Origin of the sequence: Flavobacterium sp., from assembly GCF_031409475.1 — a bacterium.
Lineage (GTDB): Bacteria > Bacteroidota > Bacteroidia > Flavobacteriales > Flavobacteriaceae > Flavobacterium.
The window spans coordinates 41,655-58,900 of the sequence record NZ_JANNXH010000014.1; the positions used below are offsets into that span (position 1 = coordinate 41,655).

The 17,246-nt window shown below is 33.1% G+C and carries 13 protein-coding genes; all 13 read right to left on the minus strand.

The genetic code is table 11. From position 1 onward, the window contains the following. Positions 1-85 precede the first annotated feature (85 nt). Positions 86-730 carry a class I SAM-dependent methyltransferase gene (locus RMO53_RS02680; protein WP_310377811.1) on the minus strand — a complete coding sequence of 215 codons (645 nt, stop codon included), beginning with the start codon at positions 728-730 and terminating at the stop codon, positions 86-88. 50 nt (positions 731-780) lie between these two features. Further along, positions 781-2,022: a glycoside hydrolase family 88 protein gene (locus tag RMO53_RS02685; RefSeq protein ID WP_310377812.1), complete on the minus strand. Its 1,242-nt coding sequence runs from the start codon at positions 2,020-2,022 to the stop codon at positions 781-783. Next, positions 1,994-4,375, minus strand: coding sequence for a glycosyltransferase (locus RMO53_RS02690; protein ID WP_310377813.1), 2,382 nt, complete (start codon positions 4,373-4,375; stop codon positions 1,994-1,996). The genes RMO53_RS02685 and RMO53_RS02690 overlap by 29 nt, the downstream gene beginning before the upstream one ends. Beyond that, on the minus strand, positions 4,362-5,558 hold the full coding sequence (locus tag RMO53_RS02695) for a glycosyltransferase (RefSeq protein WP_310377814.1): 1,197 nt from the start codon (positions 5,556-5,558) through the stop codon (positions 4,362-4,364). The genes RMO53_RS02690 and RMO53_RS02695 overlap by 14 nt, the downstream gene beginning before the upstream one ends. 42 nt (positions 5,559-5,600) lie before the next feature. Continuing rightward, positions 5,601-6,764, minus strand: coding sequence for a polysaccharide pyruvyl transferase family protein (locus tag RMO53_RS02700; RefSeq protein ID WP_310377816.1), 1,164 nt, complete (start codon positions 6,762-6,764; stop codon positions 5,601-5,603). Positions 6,765-6,774: 10 nt separating this feature from the next. Beyond that, the gene (locus tag RMO53_RS02705) at positions 6,775-7,812 is read right to left on the minus strand and encodes a glycosyltransferase (RefSeq protein ID WP_310377818.1); all 1,038 of its coding nucleotides are present in this window, start codon (positions 7,810-7,812) and stop codon (positions 6,775-6,777) included. A gap of 30 nt (positions 7,813-7,842) precedes the next feature. Continuing rightward, positions 7,843-8,964: a dTDP-4-amino-4,6-dideoxygalactose transaminase gene (gene rffA, locus RMO53_RS02710; protein WP_310377820.1), complete on the minus strand. Its 1,122-nt coding sequence runs from the start codon at positions 8,962-8,964 to the stop codon at positions 7,843-7,845. 5 nt (positions 8,965-8,969) lie between these two features. Beyond that, positions 8,970-10,016, minus strand: coding sequence for a dTDP-glucose 4,6-dehydratase (gene rfbB, locus RMO53_RS02715; protein WP_310377822.1), 1,047 nt, complete (start codon positions 10,014-10,016; stop codon positions 8,970-8,972). Between the two features lie 4 nt (positions 10,017-10,020). After that, the gene (locus RMO53_RS02720) at positions 10,021-11,298 is read right to left on the minus strand and encodes a nucleotide sugar dehydrogenase (protein WP_310377823.1); all 1,278 of its coding nucleotides are present in this window, start codon (positions 11,296-11,298) and stop codon (positions 10,021-10,023) included. Positions 11,299-11,337: 39 nt separating this feature from the next. Further along, a complete protein-coding gene (locus tag RMO53_RS02725; RefSeq protein WP_310377825.1) occupies positions 11,338-12,729 on the minus strand; it encodes a UDP-glucose 6-dehydrogenase in 1,392 nt (463 codons plus the stop codon). A gap of 205 nt (positions 12,730-12,934) precedes the next feature. Further along, complete coding sequence (locus RMO53_RS02730) at positions 12,935-13,915, minus strand: SDR family oxidoreductase (protein WP_310377826.1); 981 nt, start codon at positions 13,913-13,915, stop codon at positions 12,935-12,937. 19 nt (positions 13,916-13,934) lie between these two features. Further along, positions 13,935-16,406: a polysaccharide biosynthesis tyrosine autokinase gene (locus RMO53_RS02735; RefSeq protein ID WP_310377827.1), complete on the minus strand. Its 2,472-nt coding sequence runs from the start codon at positions 16,404-16,406 to the stop codon at positions 13,935-13,937. A gap of 13 nt (positions 16,407-16,419) precedes the next feature. Next, positions 16,420-17,208, minus strand: a complete 789-nt coding sequence (locus RMO53_RS02740) for a polysaccharide biosynthesis/export family protein (RefSeq protein WP_310377828.1) — start codon at positions 17,206-17,208, stop codon at positions 16,420-16,422. Between the last annotated feature and the right edge of the window lie 38 nt (positions 17,209-17,246).

The following is a 17,246-nucleotide window of genomic DNA, read 5'->3' on the forward strand; positions in this document are numbered from 1 at the left end:
ACAGATTAAAAAAGATTTTTGAAAATCTGTGAATCTGTGGCTACTATTTGCTAATACCTCAAGGTTTTGCCTCTAGGCAGTTTAACTATGACTGTTTTTTATACAGTTTCCAGGTCTGATTTTGTTGCTTGTCGCCTTGACCTACTACTATCATTCCTGTGTCTTCTACTTTAAAATTGTATTTTTCAAAAAGTGCATCATAATCGTGTTTGAACCAATATAAACTCGCTCCAAGATAATCTGTTTCGGACATTTCATTGATATAAACATATTTCGAAATACTAGTTATTTTTTTTATTACCTCATCAATATTTTCTGCTAATACTGCTGCCAAAACTCGTGTTGATAAAGCTAAATCGAATGTATCGTCCTCAAATTTAAGGTTTACAATATCTGATAAAATATAATTGCATTTGAATTCTGGATGCTTCTCTTTGCAAAGCGTAATGGCAATTTTTGAAACATCTTGTGCATACACTTCCGGCACATTAAATGATTTGTATAAAGGGAATGCTCTACCACTGCCGCAACCTATATCTATAATTTTTTTTGGAGCTACTTTTTTAAATACGGATTCCAGTACAGCATAATCATTCTTGCTATTGCCCCAATTATCATCAATCATTTTGGCACTTAAATTCCAATAAAAATTTCTTAAAAAAGAAATATTCGATTTTAAAATTAGAGTCATAATTTGATTCACAACGAAGTAATAAAATTTTTTAATCATAGTAATTTTATATTTTTAAAAATAATATTTTAAGGTTTCATAAACTTATTTTAAACTCGATTCACTGTTCTTAATGCAAAGCCTTGGGTGAAAGGTAAAATGTCAAAATGTTGCGAATATACGCCAATTGCTTTTGTATCTCCTTGAGAATAATCTATTGCTCCATCACGACGGGTTACTTCCATGAGATACTGTAAAGCCTTATCTTTTGACAATTGACATTCTTGTTTGATAACTTCAATCTGGGCTGCATTTGCCATAAACCAAGCTAGTGTTGCTGTCGCAGAAGAGTCAGGACGAGACATTGTACTTGATACAATCCAATTCCAGCTGCCGTTTTTGGATTGAAACTGCAATGCCATTTTAGCAAATGAAATTACGATTTTTGTAAGTTCTTCTTTTTGGTCTGTTTGTACTGGTAATGCACTCCAAGCATCAATCAACCCAATGGCATACCAACCCAAACCTCTTCCCCAACCAAATAATCCTTCGGGCAATTTAGTCTCAACATGGTAGGTATGGCACGGAATAAATGTGTTAGGAAATAATCCAAAAGTAGTAAAAACTTTTATTTGTTGAATTCCTAGATTGATAGCTTGTGGATAGTTAAATCTAGAACCATATTTAATTAAAAACGGGCAAATAAATCCAATGGTGTCTACAAATCGATAATCACTAGCATGACTTCGATACTGAACCGTGCCATCCACACCAATTGATTCTTGTATCAAGTGCCAAATTGCATCATAAGCCGGTTTATATTTATCCTGTTCCAACCAATTGATATTTAAAATCGCATAGGCAAAAATTACTCCATCAATTTCTTTTGGTGTGCTTTTCCAATTTCCGGTAGCATCAATTTTTGCATTTACAAAAGTTTCTATTTGCAGTTTTGCATTTGCATCACCTGTTTTATAAAAATATTCCGTTAAACCTAAAAGCAATGCCGCTTCTTGCCAATGTTGAATCGAGTTGCGCTTATAGTTTCCATTAATCATGTCAATAACAATCAATCTGTTGTTGTCCGTAAGTTTAATAGTAGGGGTTTTTTTAAGCCAAAGACTCGATTTTTGATACAATTTTTGTTTCCAAATTGTGGCCTCTGTAAAACGACCAATATGAATTCGACTTTGCCAAGTATTGAATTGTGGCAAAAAATCAATCACTAAAATTAGGACACTACTAATTAATAGAAAACCTGCAATTAGTAAAAAACCTGTATTGTAACTCCACATAATCTCTGTTTTAAGTCCGTTTTTAAATTCAATTTTCAATAATTTTATAGAAAGCATGTATCTCCTTTTCTGTTCCAAAATTTTCTTTTGAAAGGTTGGTCGAAAACTGCTCTCTTAACTTTTTATCCACTATCAATTTTTCGAGATTTTCAGCAATAGACTCAGGTGTCATTTCACAAATTAAACCATTGTAATTGCTTTGAATATGTGATTTTGCTACATTAAAATTAGTCAATAAAATGGGTTTATTCAGAATTTTAGCTTCGTTGATGACCATCCCAAAACCTTCAAAACGAGCAGTATGTACAAATATATCGGCTTTTTTAAGGTAGCTGTAATGATTTTCTCTTATACCTAAAAAGATAAAGTAGTCGTCAAGTTTATTTTTTTTAATCATTGCAAGTAACCGCTCTTTATCTTCGCCATCGCCTAATATGTACCATTTAAAATGATGCCCTTTATCTGCAAGTATTCTACAAGCATTAATAGCTAAATCGTAGCCTTTTTGTGGCACTAAACGCCCAACCGAGAGCACTTTAAAGCCATCAGGAAAATCAGGAACTGTCTCATTGGCTAATTGATTTATAATACTAGTATTAATAATATTTTTGATTACTTTGAATTTTGTTTCAAACTGCGGAAAATTTCTGACGAGTACTGCTTTACTTTCTTCGGAATCTGATATTATAAAATCCAGTTTAGAAAAATAAGGAATGTCTATAGCGGGATCCATTTTTAATTGCTCATAATCGTTCATTATATAGCCTATTTTCGTTTTGGCATTGACTTTGTCCACACAAAAATAATTGGGAGTTTTTTCGAGAAAACCAATGGCTACATCGTGTTTTTTATCCAGGGGCAAAAGCATTTCTTTGAGGTATTTCCATACTTTTTGTTCTTTTACAGCTTTTTCATTTTTAGAAATAAAAACAAAATCCGCTAGAATTCGATACCAAATATTTTTAAGATTACCTGACTTTAAATTGGTCGTGATAGTCTTTACAAACGACATGTCAAAAAATTTATAATTTTCTGGATGTTCCAGAATAGTAACTTCTTGTGGTACTTGATTGAGAAAAATGCCTTCTTTTTTGAAAAGATATAAGTCCACATTATATTTAGTGTAATCTATGGTTTGCAGCAATGAAACCAATGCTTTTTCGGCGCCACCACAACCTAAATTATTCATAATAAAAAGAAGCTCTTTTTTAGAAGAGGAATTTTCGAATAAGGCATAGAGTTTTTCGATTTCGCTTTCGGTACTTAAATTTTCGAGTTTTAAGTTTGATGCTAAATTTTTTCTTAACTCAATATTCGAAATCAGATCAATGATTCCATCGGCGATACTTTCAGGATTCATCTCGGTAACTATTCCCGTTTTACCATTGGTAATTTGATCGCTTACCGTACTGAAATTTGTGACTAAAATGGGTTTGTGCAAAATTTTTGCTTCGTCTATTGCGATAGATTTGCCTTCGAATCTTGAGGTTTGAAGATAAATATCGGCTTGTTTTACGTAAGGATAATGGTTTTCTTTAATTCCTAAAAAAGTGATATTAGACTTTAAATTGTGTGCTGCAATTTGTTTTAACAATTTTGGTTTTTCGACACCTTCTCCAAGAATAGTCCAATGAAAAGGAATCCCCAAATCTTTTACAATTTTTAAAGCATCAATGGCTAAATCATACCCTTTTTGAACATCAAACCTTCCTATTGAAATAATATTTGTTACTTCTGGGAATTTTTCAATGGGCTCTTTTGCCAGTTTATGGATTAAATCCGGCGAAACGATGTTGAATATTATTTTAATTTTTGATTCACAGTTGGGGAAATTTCTAACCAAAACCTTTTTACATTCCTCAGAATCGGTAACTATAAAATCTAATGCAGCAAAATAAGGTTCGTCAATGGTTTTATCCATGGCTAATTTTTCATAATCATTATGAATAAAACCTATTTTATGCAAAGCATTTACTTTTTCGACACAATAATAAATGGGTGATTTTTCTAAAAATCCAAAAACAGCATCGTATTTCTTATCCGATGGTTTGATACTACGACTGATGTATTTCCAAACGCGTTGTTCTCTTCTGGATTTATTTTTTTCGGTTTGAAAAATATAACCTGCAATGATTCGATTATAAATAACATCAAATCTGGCTTTAAAAAAACATGCTCTAATTGCTTTGAACATCGACATATCAAAATACTGATAGCCATCAAGCGGTGGCAAAATAGTAGTGTTTTGATGTACTTGCTTCAAGAAAAGCCCTTCGTTTGAAAACAATTGTAAATCTACATTATACTTATGATAATCAATAGTTTGAAGCAACGAAATGAGTGATTTTTCGGCACCACCACAACGCAAATTATTAATTACAAAGAGTATGTTTTTTTTATTTTGTGGCATCAATTAAATCGTAGAGTTTATAGATTTGGTCTTCATTATCCAATTTTTCATGGCCCAAATTTAAACTAAATTTATCCATTAGTTCCCGATTTTCTATAAGTTGTAGTATTGAATTGGCCAAAGCATTGGGATTCATCTCTGTAATAATGCCGTTTTCTCCAGACTCGATTTGATCTTTAGCAGTGCTAAAATTGGTGACTATAATGGGTTTCTTGAGAATTTTTGCTTCATCAACAGCAATCGATTTCCCTTCGTATCGTGAAGGCTGAACATAAATTGTTGCTGCTTTTATATAGGGATAAGGGTTTGCTTTTAGTCCAAATAAAAAGAAATTATTTTCAAGTTTATTGACTTTAATTTGTTGTTCTAAATTATATCGATCTGGTCCATCGCCAATAACAAACCATTTTATTGTGGGATTGTTTTTTACTAAAATCGTACAAGTTTCAACAGCTAAATCAATTCCTTTTTCAGTACTCAATCTGGCAACTGTTAGGATATTAACACCCTGAATATCAAATTTAAAATCGTTTTCGAGTTGGGCCAAATCTTGAATTATTTTCGGAGAAACTATGTTTTCTATTTGTGAAATTTTGCGTTCCATTCTTGGAAAAAAATGTACTAAAGAAGCAACACAAGCCTCAGAAATAGTAACAATGTGATTTAAATTATTGAAATAAGGTGCGTCGAATTCTGGTTTCATTCCTGATGTTGCGTAATTGGTATGAATCCAACCTATTTTATTTGAAGCATTGACCTTATCAACCACAAAATAAAGAGAGGATTTTTCTAAATAACTTATTGCACAATCGTATTTTGTATCTAATGTTGGAATTGATTTACAAATGTATTTCCAGGATTTTTGTTCGGAAACAGCTTTGTTTGCTATAAACCTGTTGGCCAGAAAGAATTGGATTCTAGCCTTTAAAAGTCTGAAATCAAATTTAGATAAATACCGTAAACATGATTTTAAAATTCCTAGTTGAAAATCAACAGAGCAATCTTGATGCGAAATAATTTTTACTTCCTTTGGCAAGGAATTCAGGAACAAACCCGAGTTTTTAAATAAAAACAAATCGACCTCGTACTTTTGAAAATCAAATTGAATCAATAAGTTAATCAAACTTTTTTCTGCCCCGCCAGCATCTAAACTAGGGATAACAAAAAGGAGTTTTTTCTTCATCACGTTGCTTTTTTATTCTTTGTAAAGTAAAGGATAATACTATTATTTTTTTAGAAAAGCCTGAAGAATTTGTCCCGCTTCTTGGGCTAGAATTTTCATTTTGGGAACACCTATTTCAAGTCTAGATTTGATTGCGATCTCTTCGGATTTCATTTCTTCAAATTTGGCGATAAGCTTATGAGAATCTGACAATTCATCAATTGATAAAACCAATTTTTCTTCACCAAAAAGATCTTTCGCAATTCCTTTTGACTTCACACTATATCCTAAAACCAGTGTTGGAACAGTATTAGAATAGGCTGCAATTGTAGCATGCGTTCTGGCTCCGATAAAAAATCGCATCCGAGCAATATAGCCTTTGTACTGAATTGCGTTTAAGGTATCGGGCAATAACAAAACTCTATCCGTGTGTTTGTATTGTTCGAATAATTGGGTCAAAAACACATAATCATTAGTATGATTTTCAGTAACATGTGGAGTAAAAGCTACCGTCATTGTTGTAGTTTCAAGAATATGCTCGACTAATTTTTGAATCGCTGCAAATGAATTTGGGTTTTTTGAATACACCAGCGGACTATAATTTATGCCTATCGTATTGCCTTCTTGCCAACCTTGAGGTAAGGGTAATTCTTCTTTTTCGAGTAAAAAAGCACCATCTGCACACAGTTTTACATTGGTAATTCCTTTGCTCACTAGCATTGCGTAGGTCAAAGATTCTCTGGCAATAATTAAATCGAAAGTTTTCAAATCGATTAAATTATTGGGCGTAAGATCTTCTTCTCCAATAGAACAACCCCAAAGCACCAGTTTTTTTCCTGCTTTTTTGATGCATCTGTTGATTTCATATCGTTCTGCTTGTTCGCCGTAACAATACGTATCACCACCAATAGAGAGAAAAACATCCATTTTAGGAATTTCGGATAGGATTTTATGGTTCATTTTTCGTAAAGCATAACTATCATTTTTAAACACCTTAAATTGTATCGCGGCGATTAAATAAGCAGGTGAAAATTTATTTATTTTAGAACTGTTCATATCACAAACATATTCCAATCCTTGCAAATGCGCATCGGATTTTGGATCATGCGACGCTAGATATAAGGTAGCATCTGGGTTACTTTTTTTAACAATTTGAGTGCAACTTCGTACCAATGCTTCGCAACCTCTATTTTTGCTTCCTGAATGTAAAAACATCATTATTTTCATGGTATTCTTTTTATTTTTTATTTCTAAAATTACTGTAGGTTGTTGCTAAATATAACTTTAGCATGGATTTACTTTTTATAGATTGCAAGATGAATTTATCGTATTTGCTTTTATCCTCAATAAGACTTTTCCAATTATTTTTGATGGCGACTTGCACCTTTTTATCCTGAATCATGACTTTGATGTAAGAATATCTCTTGACAAAATTCAGTTGCTTTGAAGTGCTAAAATACAAATGAATTAAGGACACTACACTATTGATTAACTTTTCGGATTTGAGTTTTAGAATTTCTTGATCGGTTTGTTTTAAATCCATATAAAAACGATAGTCAAAATTATAAATGCTCAATACATTCTGAAAATAATCGTTTTTGCGAATGTTTCGAGTTGCACTGCCTTCAACTTCCCTGTAATTATAACCAGAATAATCAATATAAATTATACTTTTTATTTTATTAAAATAAAACATATTAAAAATATTGTCTTCGCTTAATATATTTTCAACCGGAAATTCAATCCCATTATCTTTGATGATTTTAGTCCAATATAATTTATTCCAGAGCGAGTATAAATCGTCTTTTTTAATCAGATACGGCAAAATTTCATCTTGAATGTATTCCAAATCCAAAACCTTTCCTGTTGGGAAATCATATTTTGTTATAAACTCATTTCCGTTGAAATTTCTTTTGATATTTGTGAGAACCAAATCGGATTTTGCATTTTCAATGGAATCAAAAAGGGTTTGAAACATGTCCTTTTCTACCCAATCATCTGCATCTACAAAACCTATATAGTTACCTTTGGCAAGAGCCAAACCATTATTACGAGCAACACTTACGCCTTTGTTTTCTTGATTCAATAAAACAATTCGAGTATCGATAGCACTGAATTTTTCTAAAATAGCTAGACTTTCATCCGTAGAACCGTCGTTAATAAAAATAAATTCGCAGTCCTTAAAAGTTTGATTGATGATAGAATCAATACATTCTTCAAGATAAACTGCTGCATTATAAACAGGAATTATGATACTAATTTTTGGTTGAAGCATAGCTAGTATTTTGATAGTAAAGTGTATTCTTTAAAAACAATTTTGCACCAATTCCTCAATTTGAGCAACTTCTAGATCATAAAATAACGGCAATCGTAGCAAACAATCGGTAAATTTGTCACTGTTTTCGAGTGTTCTACCATCGTGTTTATCTTGATAATAAGTGCTGTTATGAAGGGAGAGATAATGAAATACAGCATGAGATTCATTAGATTTAAAAGTAGCAATAAGTTGATTTCGTTGCGCTATGTTTTTTGTAACAATATAAAATAGGTGTCCATTATTAGTAGCATAATCTGGTAGTATAGGCAATTGAATTCCGTTTAAATCTATTTTTGACAACAAATTATAATAGGTGTTCCACAATAAAATTCTCTTGGCTTGAATTTTATCTAAAGTTTCTAATTGAGCCCATAAAAAAGCAGCTATTATCTCTGAAGGCAAGAAGGACGAACCCGTGTCTACCCAGCCATATTTATTGACTTCACCTCTAAAAAATTCGGCTCTATTGGTTCCTTTTTCCCAAATAATTTCGGCACGATGTATAAATTGTGCTTCGTTTACAACTAATAACCCACCTTCTCCAGCAACAATATTTTTGGTCTCATGAAACGAAAAAGCGGCTAAATGGCCTATGGAACCTAGTGGTTTCTTGATTCCGTCTTTGCCTGTATAAAAACTGTCAATGGCTTGAGCTGCATCTTCAACAACCAATAAATTATATTTTTTAGCCAATGCCATTATCGCATCCATATCACAAGAAACACCTGCATAATGCACCACAACAATGACTTTGGTTTTCATTGTTATAAGACTTTCTAGATTAGAATCTAAGTTTGGATTATCAGGATATGAATCTGCAAAAACTATTTTTGCTCCTTGACGAATAAAGGGCAATGCTGTAGTTACAAAAGTATAACTCGGTATAATAACTTCGTCATCGTGTTGAATATTGGCTAACATGGCACACATTTCGAGTGCATCAGTACATGATGTGGTTAGTAATGTTTTTTTGAATCCGTATTTTTCTTCAAAAAAGGTTTGGCACAATTTAGTATAATGTCCATTGCCAGCAATTTTTCCGCTTTGCAAAACGTCATTAATATAAAGGGACTCTTTTCCGGTCAAAAAGACTTTGTTAAATGGTATCATTAATTTTAATGGTATTGTTTTTCGTAATAATTCTGATATGCTCCCGAAGTGACGTTTTTTAACCACGTTTCATTGTTTAAATACCAATCAATGGTTATTTCTAAGCCTTGTTCAAATGTTACTGATGGTTTCCAGCCTAATTCTTGATTTATTTTTGAAGCGTCAATGGCATAACGTAAGTCATGTCCTGGTCTGTCTTTGACATAAGCAATTAAATTCTCAGAAGTGCCCGAAACCCTATCTAGTTTTTGATCCATTATTTGGCATAATAATTTTACTAAATCGATGTTTTTCCATTCATTAAAACCACCAATATTATACGTTTCATGATTTTTCCCTTTATGAAAAACCAAATCAATTGCACGTGCATGATCTTCAACAAACAACCAATCACGAGTGTAATTTCCGTCGCCATAAACAGGCAAAGGCTTATTGTTGATGATGTTATTTATAAAAAGAGGAATGAGTTTTTCAGGAAAATGATTAGGTCCATAATTATTAGAGCAATTTGTAATTACATACGGCAAATTATATGTTTCACCATAAGCTCGAACAAAATGATCTGAACTGGCTTTTGATGCTGAATAGGGTGAATTTGGGTCGTAAGCAGTGGTTTCTGTAAACAATCCATCCATGCCCAAACTGCCGTAAACCTCATCCGTACTGATGTGATAAAATCGTTTGTCCTCTGGAATATTTGCCCAAATGGTTTTGGCTGCATGCAATAAATTCATGGTTCCAATTACATTTGTTTTCACAAAAGCGATTGGATTTGTAATGGAACGATCAACATGAGATTCAGCAGCAAGATGAATGACGCCATCAAACTGATGTTCTTGAAACAAGGCGTTGATAAAAACTTCATCGACAATGTCTCCTTTTATAAAAGTATAATTAGATTCGTTTTGAATGTCTGCAATGTTTTCTAGATTGCCCGCATAAGTCAATAAATCTAAATTATAGATGTGATATTGAGGATAATTTTTTACAAATCGTCTCACAACGTGTGATCCTATAAATCCTGCTCCACCTGTTATTAGTATTTTTTTCATTTTTTTATAATCTTCCGTCCACATTTTCTGTTAAAACTCCTTTTACATCATAAACAATGCAATTTGCTTTTTGCAATTGCGACAAATCTAAAGCTAAAAATGGTGTGTGTGCCACTCCTAAAACTACTGCATCAAATTTTTGATTGGGTAATTCCTGGGTTGTTTCTAGATTGTATTCGTGTTGCACTTGTGATGGATTTGCACATGGATCATGTACAGTAACATTAATTCCATAATCTACCAGAGCTGCGATTACATCCACAATTTTGGTATTGCGAACATCAGGACAGTTTTCTTTAAAAGTAATACCCAACATCAACAAACTCGATCCATTTACTGCGATTCCTTTTTTTAGCATGAGTTTGACTACTTGCGAAGCTACATATTCGCCCATACTATCATTGAGTCGTCTTCCTGCCAAAATAATTTCGGGATTGTAGCCCAAGTCTTGCGCTTTTTGAGCCAAATAATACGGATCAACGCCTATGCAGTGACCACCAACTAAACCGGGTTTGAAAGGCAGAAAATTCCATTTGGTTCCTGCTGCTTCTAAAACGGAGTGAGTGTCAATATGCATTAAATTAAAAATTTTGGCCAATTCGTTAACAAAAGCAATATTAATATCGCGCTGGGAGTTTTCTATAACTTTGGCCGCTTCGGCAACTTTTATACTTGGTGCTAAATGGGTTCCAGCTGTAATGACACTTTTGTAAAGGTCATTAACCTTTTGTCCAATTTCGGGGGTTGAACCCGATGTTACTTTTAATATTTTATCAACCGTATGCTCTTTGTCTCCGGGATTGATTCGCTCGGGAGAATATCCTGCATAGAAATCTACATTAAATTTTAATCCCGATATTTTTTCTAAAACAGGTACACATTCGTCCTCTGTAACGCCAGGATAAACGGTAGATTCATAAATTACGATATCGCCTTTTTTTAATACTTTGGCTACGGTTTCACTTGATTTATATAGCGGAGTTAGGTCAGGTCGTTTATTACCGTCAACAGGTGTTGGAACGGTTACTATATAATAATTACAATCCGCTAATTCGTCTAAATCCGAAGTGCAAAATAACCCATTGATAGTATTGGGCTTGTCGATTAAGACTTTTTGCAACGTTTCTGAATCAAGTTCGAGTGTGTTGTCAAAACCTGATTTAAGTTCGCTGATTCTATTTTGATTAATATCAAATCCTACTACGGGATATTTTGTAGCAAAAAGGCGTGCCAATGGCAATCCTACATATCCTAATCCGATTATTGCAATTTTAATGCTCATTGTAAGTTTTGAGTTAATTTATTTAAAGCATGCTAATTTTTAAGAACCAATCGCTTGATAAACAAAGCCAATTGCTTTTAATTGTTGACTGTTTAGTAAGTTTCGTCCATCGAATACAAAGGCTGGTTTTTGCATGGAATCGTATATTTTTTGCCAATCATAATCTTTAAATTCATCCCACTCAGTGAGTATGGCTATTGCATGGGCGTTTTTACAGGCTTCATAGGGATTGTCGAATGAAGTTAGACTGTTTGTGTTTTCAACGGAAGTTCTTGTTTCTAAATAATCTAAATCGGCAAGGATTTTTTTTAGGGAAACTTTGGGGTCATAAACCGCAATTTTTGCTTGTTCGCTTATCAAATCATTGGCAACATAAATGGCCGCAGATTCTCTGGTATCATTAGTGTCTTTCTTGAAAGCCCAACCTAAAAACGTTATTTTTTTGTCGGCTACTGTATTGTAAAGTGTTTGAATTATTTTATTAGAAAACCGTTTTTTTTGATGGTCGTTCATAATAATTATTTGCTCCCAATAATCCGCTACTTCATTCAATCCATACGATTTAGCAATGTAAACTAAGTTTAAAATATCCTTTTGAAAACAAGAACCTCCAAATCCAACGGAGGCTTTAAGAAATTTTGAACCTATCCTGCTATCCATGCCTATTGCGTCAGCAACTTCAGTGATGTTCGCACCTGTTTTTTCGCAAAGTTCAGACATGGCGTTTATAGAGGATATTCGTTGTGCTAGAAAAGCATTGGCAGTCAATTTTGACAATTCAGACGACCACACATTTGTAGTCAATATTTTATCTTTGGAAACCCAATTCGAATACACATCAACAAGTGAAGTGATTGCTTTTTGACCTTCAATAGATTCGTCTCCACCAATTAATATTCTATCTGGATTCAATAAATCTGTAACGGCTGTTCCCTCGGCAAGAAATTCTGGGTTTGAAAGTATTTGGAACTGGACACCATTTCCGGTATTATCAAGAATACTTTTTATGGCTTCGGCTGTGCGAACAGGCAAGGTTGATTTTTCGACTACGATTTTGTTGTCTTTTGCAATTTTGGCAATTTGCCTGGCACACAATTCAATATATTTTAAATCAGCAGCCATGCCTTTTCCCTTTCCGTAGGTTTTTGTGGGTGTATTTACGGATATAAAAATAATTTGGGCTTCGTCAATAGCTTGTTCCACATTGGTCGAAAAAAACAAATTTCTTCCTCTGGCTTCGGCTACAATTGTGCTTAATCCTGGTTCGTATATTGGAATATTATTGGTGTCTGTGTCATTCCAAGCATCGATTCGCTCTTTGTTCAAATCAACAACGGTTACTTGTATATGTGGGCATTTTTGTGCAATCACCGCCATTGTTGGACCACCAACATATCCTGCACCAATGCAACAAATTTTTGTAATTTTCATTTATTTTATTTTCAAATTGCAAATATACTTAATTTCTGTACAGACGCGATTAATCGCGTCTCTACCTAATATTTTATAGACGCGATTAATCGCGTCTCTACCTATTATTTTGTAGACGCGATTGATCACGTCTCTACCTTTTATTTTGTAGACGCGATTAATTGCGTCTGTACCTATTATTTTGTAGACGCGATAAATCGCGTCTCTACATATTTTTCCAATACCAATCTATGGCATCTTTCAATCCTTCTTGCATGGAATATTTTGGATTATAATTTAATAATTTTTTGGCTTTGTCAATACTGGCTAACGAATGTGGGATGTCGCCTACTCTATTTTTACCATGAACGATGGCAACATCTGCAATTCTTGAATCATATTCGGCAAGAAATTCTTTTAAAAAACCCACTAACTCATTCAAGGTATTTCTGTCTCCAAAAGCGGTGTTATAAACGGTATTAATTGCGGATGGATTTTGTGAAATCATGGCCAATTCGTTCATTTGAATTACATTATCGATATAAGTAAAATCACGTGAATAATTTCCGTCGCCATTTATGACGGGACTTTCTAGCTGCATGAGTTGCATTACAAATTTTGGAATTACAGCTGCATAAGCTCCTTTTGGATCTTGCTTCCGACCAAAAACATTGAAATAACGTAAACCTATAGTTTCTAAACCATAAGTTCTGCTGAAAATATCGGCATACAATTCGTTTACATATTTTGTGATGGCGTAGGGTGAAAGTGGTTTACCAATGGTGTCTTCTAGCTTGGGTAAATCTTGTGAATCTCCATAGGTTGAGGAACTTGCTGCATAAACAAATCGTTTTACTTTTGCATCGCGTGAAGCCACTAACATATTCAAAAAACCCGAAACATTTACTTCGTTTGTGGCAATTGGGTCAACAATAGAACGTGGCACAGAGCCAAGTGCGGCTTGATGTAAAACATAATCTACGCCCGAAACTGCTTTTTGACAATCTGATAAATTCCGAATATCGCCCACGATCAAACGAAAGTTGTTATTAGAGATAAAATCGTCGAGATTGTGTCGGTAACCCGTGGCAAAATTATCTAAACAAACCACTTTATACTCTTTGGATAAAAAATATTCGCAGAGGTTTGAACCTATAAATCCTGCTCCACCAGTTATTAATATAGTTTTTAATGGTTCTGCTTTCATAGTTTATTTGATAACAAACCTATTTCAGATTTAATTTTTTCTTTAGATTTTTAGTTATTTTTTCGAAAATATTTCTTGGTGCATCTTCGTCATGGTATCCATTTGAATAAGTACCGTAACCATAGCCATAACCGTAACCATAGCCATAATTTGCTCCGTATTTAGCTTTATTTTCAAAACTATTCAGAACGATGCTCACATTGCTAAGTTCCCCTCGCTTGACCCTATTATTTAACTGTGTTATCATTTCCTTTTTAGAGAAATTTTGCCTTACGATATAAAGTGTAACATCGCAATACTGGGATAATTCTAATGCATCCGAAACTAAACCAACCGGTGGTGTATCAAGTATGATATAATCGTATTTCATACTTAATTCGTCTATTAAAACTTTCATACGATCACTCATAATCAGCTCTGCCGGATTTGGTGGAACTGGACCTGAAACTATTATATCTAAACTAGGGATTTTGGTATGATGAATGATTTCATCAACGTTTTTTTGATTGATTAAATAATTCACAATTCCTATTTCGTTTGATAAATTAAACTCTGCAAACAACTTTGGTTTACGCAAATCAAGTCCAATGATAACCGTCTTTTTGCCACTTAATGCAAAAATTGTTGCAATATTAATAGAACAAAATGTTTTTCCCTCACCACTGACGGATGAAGTTATCATAAGGGTTTTTGCTCCTTCATGCTGCTGTTGTTTGTATAAAAACTGAAGCGAGGAACGAATTGCCCTGAAGGATTCAGACAAAGCGGATTTAGGTTTATCAAAAACCGCCAAATTTGTAGGTTCCCGATTTATTCCTATAACACCAATTAAAGGTAAATGAGTTAATTTATTAATATCATCTGTATTCAGAATCGCATTATTAACAAGGAAAATCCCAAAAACGGCTAGAAGCGGTATTAGTATTCCTAAAAATAAAGCGAGTACATAATTTACGGTTGTTTTAGGTCCAATTTGTCCTCCACCTATATCTTTTGCTGGGTCTATAAAATGGATATCCGATAGGTTTGCTGCTTTAACAATATCAGCTTCACTTCGTTTTTGAAGAAAAGTACTGTAAATATTATCGCTTAAATCGTATTTTCTTTTTATTTTAATGAGCTCTTGTTGGTCTTCTGGAAGTTGTTTTATGGTGCTTTCGGTTTCATTAATTTTGCTGTTTACAACCGTTAAATCATATTGTAACGATGCTTTTGCAGTGGCAATATTCTCTAGCAATACTTTTTTTATTGCTTCCATTTGATTGTCAAAATCCTTAAAAATCTTATCACTTTTTACAGCATAAGCCATTTCTGATCTTTGTGTAGATAATGATATTAATTTGGAAACATTCGCAACTACATTTGGATCATCGATTCCGGCTACAGATGGCGCTGGAAGTTTTGCATAGTCAACGCTGTTTTTTAAATACGTTTTTAAGGAATTGTAATAGGTTACTTTTCGAATAACTTCGTCTTTCTTGATATCAAACTCAAGTATTTGACCTGAAAATTTAGCGCCACCATCTTCTACATCAAATATGTTTTTATCTTTTCTAAATAGTTTTAACTCTTCGCCAGTTTGCTTGAGTTTAGATTCCATATCAATAAGTGTACTGTCTATAAAAGCGATTGTATTAGTTGCAAATCTATTTTTATCGTCTAGTTGTCTTTTGATGAGTACATTTACAGTCGCATTCAAATATTCGACCATTCTGGCTTTGTTAGTTCCTTGCATTCCCAGTGTGATTAGAGAACCTCCTTTATCATCTGATCTAACATTTATGCCTCTGTATGCAGAAACGGTTCCATCAAAATCACCAAATTGTACAAAATATTGATTGCCTTTATAAAATCCTGGATTGTCTTTTATTTGCAATTTCCAATTTAAAAAAGGCAAAGAAACTTGTTCACCAACTTTATATTTTTTGACAAAATCCCCAATTTCAACAGCTGTATTGCTGTAAGTATTATTAGCATAGGTTATTAAAGAAGCATTGCTACTGCCAAAAGGTATTTTTATTTCATATTCATTTTCAGTCAAAAAGGTAATGCTGATGAGGTTTCCCGAAAGTTGTCCTTTAGATTTATCTATGTTTACATAAAATGGTACTGCACCGTAAGCATCAACAATTTTGTATTTTCCTTGAACATAATAATTAATATAATATTGCAGTTTTTCTACCACTAACTCATTATGAGATCTAGATTGAAAAGTATTTGAAATAGTTTGAACTTGATCTGATGTTCCTCCCCAATTAAAAACTAAACTTGTGCTGGATGTAAAAAGAGGATTACTTTCTTCCTTTACAGAAATGAGTGTTTCCATAACGTAAATTTTTTCTTTACGTATGTTGACTTGATAAGCCATGGTGAAGGTAATAATAAGACTTAAGAGAAACCATCTCCAATAACTTCCAATTTTTCTTATTAATCCCTTAAAATCGAAGCTTGTTTGACTTTCAAAAATCGAAAAATCTTTTATATCTAGCATTTTTGAACTCTATTTAATTTTTTAATAATAAAAAAATTGTTGTGCCTAACGAAAGTAATGTAACTATGGTTCCAATAGACTCGATACCCGTTTTTCCTGTTCCCCAAGATTTTTGTTTGAGTGGTTTGATGTAAATATAATCGTTAGGTTGCAAATAAAAATAAGGTGATTTCATGACATTAATATCAGTAAGATCGATGTCGTGCATTTCAGTTCCCGAAGATAATTGCCTAATTATTGTTACTGCTTTTCTATTTCCTGTTAAAGTTATATCACCCGCATTTGCAACAGCTTCCAAAATATTTACATGATCCTGAAATAGGGTTTTGGTTCCTGGACTTCCTATTTCACCATTCATAGTATATTTAAATCCTGCTAATTTTACAATTACAAAAATATTAGCTTCTTTATTAAAATATTCGTCCAATAATTGCTTTTCTATTTTAATTCTAACTTCGTCAAGAGTAAAACCAATTACGTTTATTTCGCCCAAAACAGGGAATCTAATATTCCCATGGTCATCTACAGTAAAACCATCAAAATATAAACCTGAATCCGATTTTCCTGCTTCGCCTTGATTTGTAGTGTTAAAAATGGTAACTAATTTGGGGTCATTTGCTTTAATTGAAATACTTAAAACATCATTTGTTTGCAATCGATAGGGTTTTGATATAAAGGCAGAAATGGTACTTTCGGCTGGGGAATCATTCTTTTTCTGCAAATAAATAATATCTTTATTTGAGATACAGGAAGTCAAAAAAAGTGTACTAAACAACCATAAATAGAGTTTGAACTTGCTCATTTTTATATTTTTGAAACAAATATAGCTTTTCATTTACT

Excerpts from the sequence above, each read along its gene's own strand:
- RMO53_RS02690 (WP_310377813.1), bottom strand. The coding sequence starts at position 4,375 with ATGCCACAAAATAAAAAAAACATACTCTTTGTAATTAATAATTTGCGT.
- RMO53_RS02740 (WP_310377828.1), bottom strand. The coding sequence starts at position 17,208 with ATGAGCAAGTTCAAACTCTATTTATGGTTGTTTAGTACACTTTTTTTG.
- RMO53_RS02720 (WP_310377823.1), bottom strand. The coding sequence starts at position 11,298 with ATGAGCATTAAAATTGCAATAATCGGATTAGGATATGTAGGATTGCCA.
- rffA (WP_310377820.1), bottom strand. The coding sequence starts at position 8,964 with ATGATACCATTTAACAAAGTCTTTTTGACCGGAAAAGAGTCCCTTTAT.
- RMO53_RS02700 (WP_310377816.1), bottom strand. The coding sequence starts at position 6,764 with ATGAAAATAATGATGTTTTTACATTCAGGAAGCAAAAATAGAGGTTGC.
- RMO53_RS02735 (WP_310377827.1), bottom strand. The coding sequence starts at position 16,406 with ATGCTAGATATAAAAGATTTTTCGATTTTTGAAAGTCAAACAAGCTTC.
- RMO53_RS02725 (WP_310377825.1), bottom strand. The coding sequence starts at position 12,729 with ATGAAAATTACAAAAATTTGTTGCATTGGTGCAGGATATGTTGGTGGT.
- RMO53_RS02680 (WP_310377811.1), bottom strand. The coding sequence starts at position 730 with ATGATTAAAAAATTTTATTACTTCGTTGTGAATCAAATTATGACTCTA.
- rfbB (WP_310377822.1), bottom strand. The coding sequence starts at position 10,016 with ATGAAAAAAATACTAATAACAGGTGGAGCAGGATTTATAGGATCACAC.
- RMO53_RS02705 (WP_310377818.1), bottom strand. The coding sequence starts at position 7,812 with ATGCTTCAACCAAAAATTAGTATCATAATTCCTGTTTATAATGCAGCA.
- RMO53_RS02730 (WP_310377826.1), bottom strand. The coding sequence starts at position 13,915 with ATGAAAGCAGAACCATTAAAAACTATATTAATAACTGGTGGAGCAGGA.
- RMO53_RS02685 (WP_310377812.1), bottom strand. The coding sequence starts at position 2,022 with ATGCTTTCTATAAAATTATTGAAAATTGAATTTAAAAACGGACTTAAA.
- RMO53_RS02695 (WP_310377814.1), bottom strand. The coding sequence starts at position 5,558 with ATGAAGAAAAAACTCCTTTTTGTTATCCCTAGTTTAGATGCTGGCGGG.